Raw genomic sequence first — 11,965 nt, forward strand, 5'->3', positions numbered from 1 at the left:
TTTACCTTTTGAATAACCTATTCCATCCTTCATTTTCAAACCAGAGGAATGAAAGATTATTATTTGGAGTTGAGTTTGCCAAGACATAACTAAGCCCCAAATTACCGAACCCTAATGGATTGCTTATTGAGTTCTTATTACATATATCAATGTACAATCTTAAGAAGTCATTATGTGTATAGAAATATTCTCTATTTATTCTCCTGTTGGATGCTCTAAAGAAACTATGATTTTCATCCAAGTACTCAACAGGCCTAATAATTAGGTTTTTATATTTAGATTGTATCCTTATTGTTGAATCGCGTAGAGCCGCAAATGGAATGAATATTATTTTCTTTCCAAGTTCATCAAGATTTGTTTCTTTCATGAAAGTGTCAATTTGAGTGCCAGAACCAAGCATATCATCAAAAAAAACTATCGCTTTGATTCTTGGTGGCAATTTTTCTATATTTTCAACTTTTACCCCTAAGTTTTTATCGAAAAAATCTCTTTGTAGGAATGTGTGTATTACATCACCACTTTTAGTGACTTTACTATCCACATTATTTATTACGGACGTTCGAAACGGAAGATTCCTTGCATGTTTTGGCGAGTTGATGTCATTCATCCATTTTTCAATATCCTCAATATGGTAAATATCTAACTCCTCTAAGATCTGTGGGAGAATAATTGAGGATATATTATAGCCCATAGATGTAACAGTTTCTCTGTTACGATATATCAACTCGCTTAACACAGAGGCTGCAAGATATTTTTCCTTTTCATCCTTGAAATTATCTAACCAGCGTTGCAGTACTGATACTTTTACATTATCCCAGTAACCAATCTTGATTAATTTTTTAGATTGTTCAATAATCGCTTCAGTATCTCTTGCTGTAATATGATCTATTTTCATGATGTTATTATCGCAGGGGTAGTTTTTTTATGTCATTTAATGTTATGTACTGCGCTCCAATGCCTTTCGAAATACTTTTAATCCAGTCGACTCCAAATTTCGATTTTAATGCCGCGGCAACCATTTCACCACATTCGTACTCAGAAGCTTTGATAACAAAAACACAATCTGTAATGGAAAAAGAACCGTTTCGTATGATCCCAACTTTCCCCAAACATCTTGTTCCTACACGGGGTACAACAACATCTCCTTTCACCGCCTGTACGGCTGAACCATTTTCTGCACTGTCATTGTTATTTTCAAATAAAGAAAAATCATTATAAAAAGAAGATGAATGGATTATCGCATCATGCAGTTGAGTTTTTTTCGTTTTGCTGATATTCCCTCTCATAACTTTTATACCTGAAGTTTCAATCGTTTTTTCGTTATTGTTATATTTAAAAGAGTTATATTGATGGTCGGCCCTTTCAATAAACTCTTCTTTTTTAAGCCTTATCGCTTTATTTTTTTTTGAACTTCTTGTTGTTATTGATGGGCTTATTGATTTTTTGTTACTGACAGTGAGAATATGAGTCCTTGCTTCAGTTCCCAAAAATGCCTTATTATCTAATTCTATAACATCTATATATTTAAATAATGAGGTTATTTTTTCTCTGAGTGGTTTATATTTCTCGCTTGAAAATATCGTATCAGGTACAACAATTCCACAACAACTGTCTCGATCAAGCAACTTAAGCGATAACATTAAGAACAAAACCTCAGCTCTGTAATATTTTGTTTTATGATTTAGTGCCCACTCCTTAAATAAGAACCTTGTATAGGCAGTATGTTCAGCTGTATAAAAAGGAGGATTGCCAATGACTATGCCATATGTACTGTTTTGTGCCTTTATTTTATCAAAACTGGCTGAATGGGTTGCATCTAAACATATACTCGTCGTGTTTTGTAATAGGTCTAACTTTCTGCAGTTTTCATCATCAATATCAATTCCGTAGAGCTTTGCGTTGTCGTATTTGAGCGCAGCTGTCATCAACAACGAGCCTTCACCAGCACTTAAGTCAATGATTGTACTTGCTTCGTCTGATGGTAATGATGAGATAAGCAACTCTGCCACATCCCGGTTTGTATAGTACTGAGATAGACGTTTTTTTCTTGAAATCGTTTTGCCCATGCTCAACTTGAACTTCCGCCTCTTCTGCTCTTGTTTTTGGAATGCTACCGCCCTCAGATCATCATGTCTGATAGCCATATCATTTAACAGATAATTCAAATGTTTTATCTTTGTTAAAGATATAGGCAACAGAGACTGGACTCAATAACTTTTCTACTTATTAAAATGTACGTTTGAAAAGTAGACTTCTGCGGTACACTCTGACTGACCTGCTCCCCGTATTTTCACACAGACTGCTGTTAGTTACTTCCGCCTTTGGCACAAAGCAGACGTTAAGACTTACAGCATCGGGAAACTTCTGGATGCCGCGTCAGCGGCATGGAGGCGCCAGATGAGGTTACATGTGTCTGTGGCGTCAAATGGCGCCGAAAGCCCGGCGTAGCCGGTTACCGGGCTATAAATTCTGCCACCCTACCCCCTGCCCTGATTAGCCTTAACCATCTAACAGCAATGAAGAAGTCAAAGTAATCCCTTTTAACCCCGGTGAGCGGGCTTTACGGCGTTTACGACGTAAAGGGCGTGATTTCCGGGGCCTTAGCGGCGGCAGCTTGCTGCTGACGCTTAGGGGGATGTTCATCAACTATTTCAGCGACACCAGGAAACTTAACACGGTAGCTGCAAAGCCATACCCGCTCAAAACGTCTCAGGAGCCTCTGTACGCGGTCGGAGTGGTCCCGACAAGGCGACAGCCGCAGTCGGGGCGTATCTCCGCGTTAGCGGGCCGGAGGGCCGCTTACGAGCGTGTACTAAATAACTGACCGCTGCTCCACTTACAGCGATGAAGAAGAGTAGTTACAACACCCATCATTAAAAGCGATGTTGTTCCCCGGCCTTTGGCCGGGGCGGCGGCGCTTTTCAGTGGTGGGGAGGGGCTCCTGGCTGGCAAACCGGCGCTGGTTTTATGATGAATAACGTTATGAATGCTGTAACTAATTTGGTTCTCCGGTCGGGGCCCGTCGCGAAGCGATGGGAGCTCTCTCTGGTGTTGCCGAACCGGCGCGACCGTCAGGTCGCTGCAAGGGCGGGCATTCTCTGCAGCCTGTCCACAGGGCAGGCGATGAACAGGTTATGTGTTTACAGGATTTATTAAAGGATCTTTAAAAGAGGTACAGAGCTGGTGTTTAAAAGGAACCACGCGCCCTGAAAGCCCGACGGCATGTGCTTTGTGCGTATCACGGTTGTAGCCTAATGAAATACTCCCTTGCAGTTATATGTGGATAACAGAAATCGGCCGTTAAAAGTGACGCCGGCGATAACATTTAAGGCCACGTTGACGCCAGGAAGACCGGAATTATGGTGAGGAATGCAGGCCTGAAGATAAGATAATACGTAGTAGCCGGGCAACAGGCGTGCGAAAGCCTCCGGCGCCGGCCGGATTTTTTAAGGAAGGAATGTTATATGGGCACAGTGGCCAGTCGCGTGTAGTTGTTCCCGCGCGACAGCAGCATGCGCTCCTGCACACGGCGCTCAACCTCACGCTTCAGCGCTTCTTTATCGCCCCTGAAGCGGCCGGTGGCGTATTCGCGGGTCAGTTGCTGACGCACGCGCGTCTCGATGTCATGACGCTGCCGTGATGCATCCCGCCGTGCAGTATCCCGCTTCCGGCCGTGAGATTTACGCTCAGCCTGATAGCTGCGAAAACGCTCACGCACGAACCGCCACGCTTTTGCGATCAGCTCGTCCATCTCCAGCGGTTTCAGTTTCTGCTTTTTGCGCTGCAGGTTTTCCCACTCCACACGGCTGCGGCGCGCGGCCACCACAGCCACCTCAGAAACGTCAAGCGCGGAAAACAGAGCCGGGGTGAAGGTGATATCGGTCGGGATGTTACAGCCGATCTGCGGGTCATATTCCGTCTGATAGGTGATGAGCCCCAGCTCCGCCAGAAACTTCAGCGCCCGCGTGGCACGGCTGACTGACAGGTTGCCGCTCCTTGACTCGGTGGCCAGTCCACACTCGATGGCCATATTGGTAATCGAGCGCTGCACGCGATTGGCCAGCGGATCATAGTGAAAACACATTGCCTGCAGTAGCGCGTCAATTGCACGCCGGCGCAACAGTGGTGGCATCCTGTGCCGCTTACCCAGCGAACGCAAAAACGCCACATGAATGGAAAAATCAAAACGGGACGTGAAGCCTTCGGCTTTCGCCATCAGCTTACGGCAGAACGGCAGGGTCTTTTTCCCTTCTCGCGGCGTGAAAACCGGGTTCGGGTTTTTAACCTGTGAATAGTGGTTTTGAAGGATATCAGTCACCGCTTCCTGCGCTTATGTTGCACGGAAGGAGCGAATGACACAGAAACTGATCTTGAAGTTTTCTGAGCATGTACATATACTCCCTGCATAGAGCAACACGTTCTATGCAGTTTATGAAGGCCCCGTTAATCTTTTCGTTCCGCCAAGATTGAAGAAGATTATCGGGGTTTTTGCTTTTCTGGTCCCGGGTAGATACCTCATCAGAACCAGTTCCCTGCCACCTTACGGCGTGGCACACCAAAAACTCTACTCTCGCAGCAATTTAACACTCATCGGGTAAAGGTTCAAGAAAGTAAGCCCATTAAGCTATGTTTCTGGCTAATGCTTCGCGGTGGATCAACCGGGACAGTACTTCAGCCTGTGTTAACCCATCGTCATGACACATTTTCATCAATATTTCTTTGAGCTGTGGTTCCAGAAACACTTTAACTTCTTTATGGGTGGCCCTTTTCTTTGCCACTGAAGATCGCTGTTTATCAGCAGCGCTAAGTGGGTTCCCTTTTCGGTAGGGACGTTTCGATGAGGAAGTAACTCCGTTAACGACCTGTGACATCTCTGCCTCCTCAAGCATTAAACCAAATACCTGGACAAAGATACTACATGTCTTTATAGGCAGCGAGAGCACACATTAATTTAATGTAAAATACATTTTCCTGTTGGCGCAGAAAAAATGTGTTCAATGTGATCGTTAGTACGATGAATACCAGTCAGTACCGCCATTCCAGCGGGACTGCCAGTGCCGCAGATAGTGTTGAGCAACGACTGGAACATCCCACACGACAAGCACGTTCTCTGAATTGACCCGATCAGCGGCTCGAGTGTAGTTAAAAGACCCCACTTCAACATTACGGCCGTCAGCAATAATGACTTTATCGTGCATGATTTTGTACTGCGACACTGTGCGAACCGGGATACCGGCATTGACCAGAAGATTCATGGCCGCCAGACTCGCCTTGTTTTGCCTGCCTGTATTGGCTTTCCAGTCCAGAACCACTTTCACATCGAGACCACGCTGTTTTGCCCTGACAAGCGCGCCGGCGACTTCGGGTGAGGTGAAGGAATAGCCCATCAGCCGGATTTCCTGCTGTGCAGAATTAATAGTCTTCAGGACCAGCTGCAGAGCCGTTCCTTCCGGCGAATACCCCGTCTCGATGCTGGCGGCATACACGGCCGGAACTGGTGGGGGGAACCGCAGAATTCGGAAAAAATCGTACGCTAAGCTAACGGTGTTCTCGTGACAGCTCTTTGACTAGGCTTTCTAAGGCCATTCTGATAGCCCTGACTTCCTGAAAAGCCATGGCTAAAATTTGTGCGGCTAAAAGGGATAACCGATGGTAAAGTAAGTTATCCGGCACTGTTGCAAAGTTAGCGATGAGGCAGCCTTTTGTCTTATTCAAAGGCCTTACATTTCAAAAACTCTGCTTACCAGGCGCATTTCGCCCAGGGGATCACCATAATAAAATGCTGAGGCCTGGCCTTTGCGTAGTGCACGCATCACCTCAATACCTTTGATGGTGGCGTAAGCCGTCTTCATGGATTTAAATCCCAGCGTGGCGCCGATTATCCGTTTCAGTTTGCCATGATCGCATTCAATCACGTTGTTCCGGTACTTAATCTGTCGGTGTTCAACGTCAGACGGGCACCGGCCTTCGCGTTTGAGCAGAGCAAGCGCGCGACCATAGGCGGGCGCTTTATCCGTGTTGATGAATCGCGGGATCTGCCACTTCTTCACGTTGTTGAGGATTTTACCCAGAAACCGGTATGCAGCTTTGCTGTTACGACGGGAGGAGAGATAAAAATCGACAGTGCGGCCCCGGCTGTCGACGGCCCGGTACAGATACGCCCAGCGGCCATTGACCTTCACGTAGGTTTCATCCATGTGCCACGGGCAAAGATCGGAAGGGTTACGCCAGTACCAGCGCAGCCGTTTTTCCATTTCAGGCGCATAACGCTGAACCCAGCGGTAAATCGTGGAGTGATCGACATTCACTCCGCGTTCAGCCAGCATCTCCTGCAGCTCACGGTAACTGATGCCGTATTTGCAGTACCAGCGTACGGCCCACAGAATGATGTCACGCTGAAAATGCCGGCCTTTGAATGGGTTCATGTGCAGCTCCATCAGCAAAAGGGGATGATAAGTTTATCACCACCGACTATTTGCAACAGTGCCGTCCGGTTCATTGATGACGGGATCAGTACCGACGGTGATATGGGGCAAATGGTGGTCACCATCCTGTCGGCTGTGGCACAGGCTGAACGCCGGAGGATCCTAGAGCGCACGAATGAGGGCCGACAGGAAGCAAAGCTGAAAGGAATCAAATTTGGCCGCAGGCGTACCGTGGACAGGAACGTCGTGCTGACGCTTCATCAGAAGGGCACTGGTGCAACGGAAATTGCTCATCAGCTCAGTATTGCCCGCTCCACGGTTTATAAAATTCTTGAAGACGAAAGGGCCTCGTGATACGCTTATTTTTATAGGTTAATGTCATGATAATAATGGTTTCTTAGACGTCAGGTGGCACTTTTCGGGGAAATGTGCGCGGAACCCCTATTTGTTTATTTTTCTAAATACATTCAAATATGTATCCGCTCATGATACAATAACCCTGGTAAATGCTTCAATAATATTGAAAAAGGAAGAGTATGAGTATTCAACATTTTCGTGTCGCCCTTATTCCCTTTTTTGCGGCATTTTGCCTTCCTGTTTTTGCTCACCCAGAAACGCTGGTGAAAGTAAAAGATGCTGAAGATCAGTTGGGTGCACGAGTGGGTTACATCGAACTGGATCTCAACAGCGGTAAGATCCTTGAGAGTTTTCGCCCCGAAGAACGTTTTCCAATGATGAGCACTTTTAAAGTTCTGCTATGTGGTGCGGTATTATCCCGTGTTGACGCCGGGCAAGAGCAACTCGGTCGCCGCATACACTATTCTCAGAATGACTTGGTTGAGTACTCACCAGTCACAGAAAAGCATCTTACGGATGGCATGACAGTAAGAGAATTATGCAGTGCTGCCATAACCATGAGTGATAACACTGCGGCCAACTTACTTCTGACAACGATCGGAGGACCGAAGGAGCTAACCGCTTTTTTGCACAACATGGGGGATCATGTAACTCGCCTTGATCGTTGGGAACCGGAGCTGAATGAAGCCATACCAAACGACGAGCGTGACACCACGATGCCTGCAGCAATGGCAACAACGTTGCGCAAACTATTAACTGGCGAACTACTTACTCTAGCTTCCCGGCAACAATTAATAGACTGGATGGAGGCGGATAAAGTTGCAGGACCACTTCTGCGCTCGGCCCTTCCGGCTGGCTGGTTTATTGCTGATAAATCTGGAGCCGGTGAGCGTGGGTCTCGCGGTATCATTGCAGCACTGGGGCCAGATGGTAAGCCCTCCCGTATCGTAGTTATCTACACGACGGGGAGTCAGGCAACTATGGATGAACGAAATAGACAGATCGCTGAGATAGGTGCCTCACTGATTAAGCATTGGTAACTGTCAGACCAAGTTTACTCATATATACTTTAGATTGATTTAAAACTTCATTTTTAATTTAAAAGGATCTAGGTGAAGATCCTTTTTGATAATCTCATGACCAAAATCCCTTAACGTGAGTTTTCGTTCCACTGAGCGTCAGACCCCTTAACGGGTGTTTAAGAAACGCCGGGAGCGGGGAAACTGGCTTTTCCCCGTTCCCGGGGTTGGACAACGACGCGATGCGGAGGCGTCAGGATTTTGTGGTATGACGAAACCAGTAGCAGACGGGTCCGTCGCCGGTATCGTGGACAGATCCCAGAAACCAGCCATCATCATCCGGTGGCTCCGGTATCCAGCCACGGGCATCCGGGGCTTCATCCGTAAATCCGGCAGCGAAAGCTTCAGGCGCTTCATCGCGCATTGTCATCACAAAGCACTGGAGTTTATGGGTTCTGAGCCAGTAACTTAATTCTGCGGAAGTTTCACAGCCACTTCGTACCAGCGCAGGATGTGTCCAGTACCCCTGTTCATCACGTTTCACTTCAGCGGCGATAATCATTTTTCTTTCTCCTTGTGTTCGCTATGCTTTGTCGTTGATTTCATAACGGTTATGGATTTTTCTTCAGCACCGGCTTCCCGGTATTTCAGAAACTCTACGACCTTTCTTACCAGACTCTCCGAATCCCGATCGCGTAGTAGTGGAATGCCGGCCTGCCTCAGAACCTCTTCCAGCAGAATATCGCGCCGGATACGGTGTTTTTTCTGGTGTGAGGCATCATCCAGTTCAACTGCGCCGATGATAGCGAAGGTATGGATGTCAACGATGACCACATCGCAGTGCCACTGTGATGCCATCCGGAAGAGTTGCCACCAGGTCCGGGATCGTGGCCGGATATGGGGAGAGAGTGTGGCAATATCTGCCACCCGGACCTGAGGACACAACAGCCAGCGTGTTCGGCTGGTATGCCTCAGCAATGCCCGGAAAAAATGTTGTTCCCGTGGCGTCATCAGTGTGTCATTACCCACCCAGACCCGCTGGCGACACAACCGTTGCTCAGCCTCTGAGGGGCGAATACCCAGGGCTTTCAGTGACCTCAGAACCGGGGAAGTCTTCGTTACTGCGCGTCCTTTCAGAAGCAGCACCAGAAATCCCAGCAAACTCAGCACAACAACGGTACTGCCCGCCATCATTAATATCTTTGCCATGTATTTTATTCCCTGATGTTCCTTTCTTTCCCGATGCGTTTTCCTGTCGTCTTCCTCATCTTTCTGTCCCTCTTCTGATAAGGCAGAACTCTGCCGGCAGCCTGTCGAGCAACGCGCGGCGAAATACATTCGGCAGTCCTCTCCCGGCTACAACATCAGCAATCAGAACTGATATGACGCTAATCTGCAGGAAGTGGCACAGGACAAAACCAATCTGATGCACCAGTTCCGCAGCAGGCATATTACGAAGAGCATTAATCAGCCGGATGGCATCCTGTGGGGAACCCCAGGCGAGAATACCGATACCGACCAGCATCACCGCCGGCGTATACAACAGCCCCCGGCTGATAACCCGTCCGGTCAGGCCTGTAAGCTCACACCTTTGCTGGCGAAACACCTCATCATCCCGGAGGATTTCCCATTCCAGCCGGGCCTTTTCATAGCGCGGCACCTCGGCCACCACCTGAATACCGTCGCGAATACTGACCAGCGGTGAGACCTCTGGCTTTCTCATCCGGTCGATGTGCCGGGTGTACAGGGCCAGACCGGCCCAGAACAGCGCGACAGATAACGCAACCAGATAAAATCCGCTTGCCCGGGATACAGGAGAAAATAAAACCATCTGAACCAGTGCCAGCGCGCAGCCGTATAAATAACAGAATAACTGCTGCTCAGGGCGCAGAATGAAATATCTGAACATATTGATTCCTTTTTAGATAAAAATAACATTCACAGCCGTCTTAATTTCATTATCGCCAGACCACTGTTTTCTCATACACCGCAATCACACCACGCCTGATTAATTCCTCTTTAACGCGACCATAAAGCGCCATGCCTTTTGTATTACCGGACAGGGATTTAATATAATTCATCAGGGATGAAGTATTCGCCGGGCGGTTCCCTGCAGATTTTTTACTTAATGACTGGACTTTATCGGTCAGGTGCAGCACTTCATCGTTACTGATTACCATAGGTGCCGCCTTCGGTTTCTCTGCAGAGCAAGGCGATGATATACGGCAACATCGTCTCCCCGCCCTGCATAGCTCGGCAATGACGCCATCATAGCCTTTATCATTCGAGATAATATGAAATATCGTCTCTTCCGGTGCAGTCGCGCTAAGTCTTCCCAGCTCAAACACCAGATGGAAGTCCACATTATTTTTTGACACATTCGAAACCTGGAATACGCTTACCGATATATCACCTGCATACGTTACAGCTGGAAAACGTATAAACTCCTGCTGAGGCCCGGTAAATAAAATAAGGCGTTCATAACGGGACAGACGGACATTTTCAAGTGTACCAATATTTTCATAATCTACGAGAGCAATAATTTTTTCAGTCATCGTCATCCAGAATCTGTCTGCACGGACAGTTATGATGCCGCAGCCTGTAATGCGGCAAATATAAAATGAATACCTGTTGCTATTTCAGGCATACCCTCAGCTAATTTTCGTTACATCTATTAGCTGAGGATTCCCAGGTATAATTATCAGGAATGGGTAAATATAATTAAAGGGTCTGACTCATCTTTCGTTCAGCTCGCAGCAGCTCCTTCATCATGCGCTCACTGGCGTACTGCGCTTCCTCTGCAGTGACGGTCGCAACGGCATTCCCCTGCAGATCATAGCGGGAGGCCCCCACCTTCATCCGGGACAGATAGCCCGCAGACCGGGTCAGACTCTTCAGGCACTTAATGACCTGTTTATGCGACAGCGGCAGGTCGCGGTTCACAATGTCGGCAAACAGCTGCTCGCGCATTCCCGTCGCCAGCAGACGGGGTGAGTTTCCGTCGAACAGCTGTGGCCAGAATGCCTTCAGGGTCATGATGGCCTGTTCCGGCGGCAGCAGGCGAAGATAACGCACCGGAGGTGGCGTCTTTACCGCTTTATCCGGCGCCGGCGCAGCGTTGCGCGCGTCGGCTTCGGCCGCTTGTTTAGCCTTCTCAAGTTTCGCTTTCTTTGCCTTCCAGGCCGGCGGGGACGAGACCACCACGACCTTCTTTCGGCGCACCACACCAGGAGCAGGGGTTGCCTCTGCGGGGGCCGTGCTGTTCTCCGCCGGTTTTCGTTTCAGGCTCAGTACAGGGCGTTTTTCTTCTGCCATAACAATTGCCTATCGTTCAGTTAATAAAAGCTACTATACCTGAACGACATCGCCCTTTCCTGCTCCTGCGTTCACATTGAGACGACAATACCCAGTACCGCCAGGTGCACGGCATAGAACATCACGAAGAACTGCCGCGGCCAGAAGCGTTTCACACGTTCTCCGGCAGATGAGCACACCATCAGCGTCAGCAGCGCAATCGCCAGCCCGGCCACTGATTCACTCACGTCATGCATATTCATCAGCAACACCATGAGGGCCCACAACACCCCGTATCCCAGCCGTTCCGGTGCATGCTGTGCGCGACAAAGCAGCCAGCTGGCGGTGAGCATGCCCACTCCGGCCATGCCGTAGCTGCCGGTTGACAGGGGTATCCAGGTGACCAGCAGTCCAGCCGCCAGGAGGGTGTAATACCAGGACGGCTGGCTGACCCACCGCAGGACCTGGCCCGTAACGGCAAAGGCAAACAGAATATTCCCGGTATACCACGAGTACCCGATGAGCATAAACGACACCTGGGCGACCAGCGCCCAGCCCCACAGGTTGTTCAGTTGAGACTGGCGTATTTCCGCGTGCCGTGCCAGATTCATTCCCCATGCCAGACCGAACAGCGGAAAACAACCACGTCCCAGCAGGCGCATCACTTCATTGTTTCCGGCCAGCAGTAAGCCGGTGTGGTCAGTCACCATCAGTACCAGTGCGACCGTTTTAATCATATCCGTTTGTCCCGGTGTCCAGGTCAGCAGGCGCTGAAGCCAGCTGTCTGTCGCGCCTGGAAATGTGTGTTGTGCTCTCATGTTTTTTTCCTTTTAGCGCTCCGGCAGACTGCCCGATTTTAATCGGGGAGGC

Annotated in this window: 17 protein-coding genes; 4 read left to right on the forward strand and 13 right to left on the reverse strand. The window is 48.6% G+C overall.

The genetic code is table 11. The features are described from left to right. Position 1: 1 nt before the first annotated feature. Complete coding sequence (locus KPHS_p200540; protein YP_005229670.1) at positions 2 to 895, reverse strand: hypothetical protein; 894 nt, start codon at positions 893 to 895, stop codon at positions 2 to 4. Positions 896 to 902: 7 nt separating this feature from the next. Further along, positions 903 to 2,165, reverse strand: coding sequence for a DNA methylase family protein (locus KPHS_p200550; RefSeq protein YP_005229671.1), 1,263 nt, complete (start codon positions 2,163 to 2,165; stop codon positions 903 to 905). 449 nt (positions 2,166 to 2,614) lie between these two features. On the opposite strand from KPHS_p200550, the gene KPHS_p200560 reads away from it, so the two are divergent. Together KPHS_p200560 and KPHS_p200570 are read left to right on the forward strand one after the other, a co-directional pair. Beyond that, entirely contained in the window at positions 2,615 to 2,824 is a 210-nt protein-coding gene (locus KPHS_p200560) for a hypothetical protein (protein YP_005229672.1), read from the forward strand. Positions 2,825 to 3,032: 208 nt separating this feature from the next. Next, positions 3,033 to 3,167, forward strand: a complete 135-nt coding sequence (locus KPHS_p200570) for a hypothetical protein (RefSeq protein ID YP_005229673.1) — start codon at positions 3,033 to 3,035, stop codon at positions 3,165 to 3,167. 84 nt (positions 3,168 to 3,251) lie between these two features. On the opposite strand, the gene KPHS_p200580 is transcribed toward KPHS_p200570, so the two are convergent. The 5 genes from KPHS_p200580 to KPHS_p200620 all read right to left on the reverse strand — a co-directional run bounded on the left by KPHS_p200580 (position 3,252) and on the right by KPHS_p200620 (position 6,443). Then, positions 3,252 to 3,410 carry a hypothetical protein gene (locus KPHS_p200580; RefSeq protein ID YP_005229674.1) on the reverse strand — a complete coding sequence of 53 codons (159 nt, stop codon included), beginning with the start codon at positions 3,408 to 3,410 and terminating at the stop codon, positions 3,252 to 3,254. Between the two features lie 50 nt (positions 3,411 to 3,460). Next, positions 3,461 to 4,318, reverse strand: a complete 858-nt coding sequence (locus tag KPHS_p200590; protein YP_005229675.1) for a replication initiation protein RepA — start codon at positions 4,316 to 4,318, stop codon at positions 3,461 to 3,463. A gap of 301 nt (positions 4,319 to 4,619) precedes the next feature. Continuing rightward, on the reverse strand, positions 4,620 to 4,889 hold the full coding sequence (locus KPHS_p200600) for a replication regulatory protein RepA2 (protein ID YP_005229676.1): 270 nt from the start codon (positions 4,887 to 4,889) through the stop codon (positions 4,620 to 4,622). 117 nt (positions 4,890 to 5,006) lie between these two features. Next, a complete protein-coding gene (locus KPHS_p200610) occupies positions 5,007 to 5,486 on the reverse strand; it encodes an endonuclease (RefSeq protein YP_005229677.1) in 480 nt (159 codons plus the stop codon). A 234-nt stretch (positions 5,487 to 5,720) separates the two neighbouring features. Continuing rightward, the gene (locus tag KPHS_p200620) at positions 5,721 to 6,443 is read right to left on the reverse strand and encodes a hypothetical protein (protein YP_005229678.1); all 723 of its coding nucleotides are present in this window, start codon (positions 6,441 to 6,443) and stop codon (positions 5,721 to 5,723) included. 6 nt (positions 6,444 to 6,449) lie between these two features. Here KPHS_p200620 and KPHS_p200630 point away from each other — a divergent pair, with 6 nt between their 5' ends. Both KPHS_p200630 and KPHS_p200640 read left to right on the forward strand, forming a co-directional pair. Continuing rightward, a complete protein-coding gene (locus tag KPHS_p200630) occupies positions 6,450 to 6,779 on the forward strand; it encodes a hypothetical protein (protein ID YP_005229679.1) in 330 nt (109 codons plus the stop codon). A 182-nt stretch (positions 6,780 to 6,961) separates the two neighbouring features. After that, entirely contained in the window at positions 6,962 to 7,822 is an 861-nt protein-coding gene (locus KPHS_p200640; RefSeq protein YP_005229680.1) for a beta-lactamase, read from the forward strand. A gap of 232 nt (positions 7,823 to 8,054) precedes the next feature. On the opposite strand, the gene KPHS_p200650 is transcribed toward KPHS_p200640, so the two are convergent. From KPHS_p200650 to KPHS_p200700, 6 genes are all read right to left on the reverse strand, one after another. After that, positions 8,055 to 8,363 carry a hypothetical protein gene (locus KPHS_p200650; protein YP_005229681.1) on the reverse strand — a complete coding sequence of 103 codons (309 nt, stop codon included), beginning with the start codon at positions 8,361 to 8,363 and terminating at the stop codon, positions 8,055 to 8,057. After that, positions 8,360 to 9,010: a hypothetical protein gene (locus KPHS_p200660; protein ID YP_005229682.1), complete on the reverse strand. Its 651-nt coding sequence runs from the start codon at positions 9,008 to 9,010 to the stop codon at positions 8,360 to 8,362. The genes KPHS_p200650 and KPHS_p200660 overlap by 4 nt, the downstream gene beginning before the upstream one ends. A gap of 55 nt (positions 9,011 to 9,065) precedes the next feature. Further along, positions 9,066 to 9,710: a hypothetical protein gene (locus KPHS_p200670; RefSeq protein ID YP_005229683.1), complete on the reverse strand. Its 645-nt coding sequence runs from the start codon at positions 9,708 to 9,710 to the stop codon at positions 9,066 to 9,068. 49 nt (positions 9,711 to 9,759) lie between these two features. Continuing rightward, positions 9,760 to 10,362: a hypothetical protein gene (locus KPHS_p200680; protein ID YP_005229684.1), complete on the reverse strand. Its 603-nt coding sequence runs from the start codon at positions 10,360 to 10,362 to the stop codon at positions 9,760 to 9,762. A 160-nt stretch (positions 10,363 to 10,522) separates the two neighbouring features. Beyond that, positions 10,523 to 11,116 (reverse strand): fertility inhibition protein, encoded by a 594-nt coding sequence (locus KPHS_p200690; protein YP_005229685.1) that lies wholly within the window; start codon positions 11,114 to 11,116, stop codon positions 10,523 to 10,525. A gap of 71 nt (positions 11,117 to 11,187) precedes the next feature. Beyond that, on the reverse strand, positions 11,188 to 11,913 hold the full coding sequence (locus tag KPHS_p200700) for a type-F conjugative transfer system pilin acetylase TraX (protein YP_005229686.1): 726 nt from the start codon (positions 11,911 to 11,913) through the stop codon (positions 11,188 to 11,190). Positions 11,914 to 11,965 lie beyond the last annotated feature (52 nt).

The sequence above is a fragment of the Klebsiella pneumoniae subsp. pneumoniae HS11286 genome, from assembly GCF_000240185.1.
Lineage (GTDB): Bacteria > Pseudomonadota > Gammaproteobacteria > Enterobacterales > Enterobacteriaceae > Klebsiella > Klebsiella pneumoniae.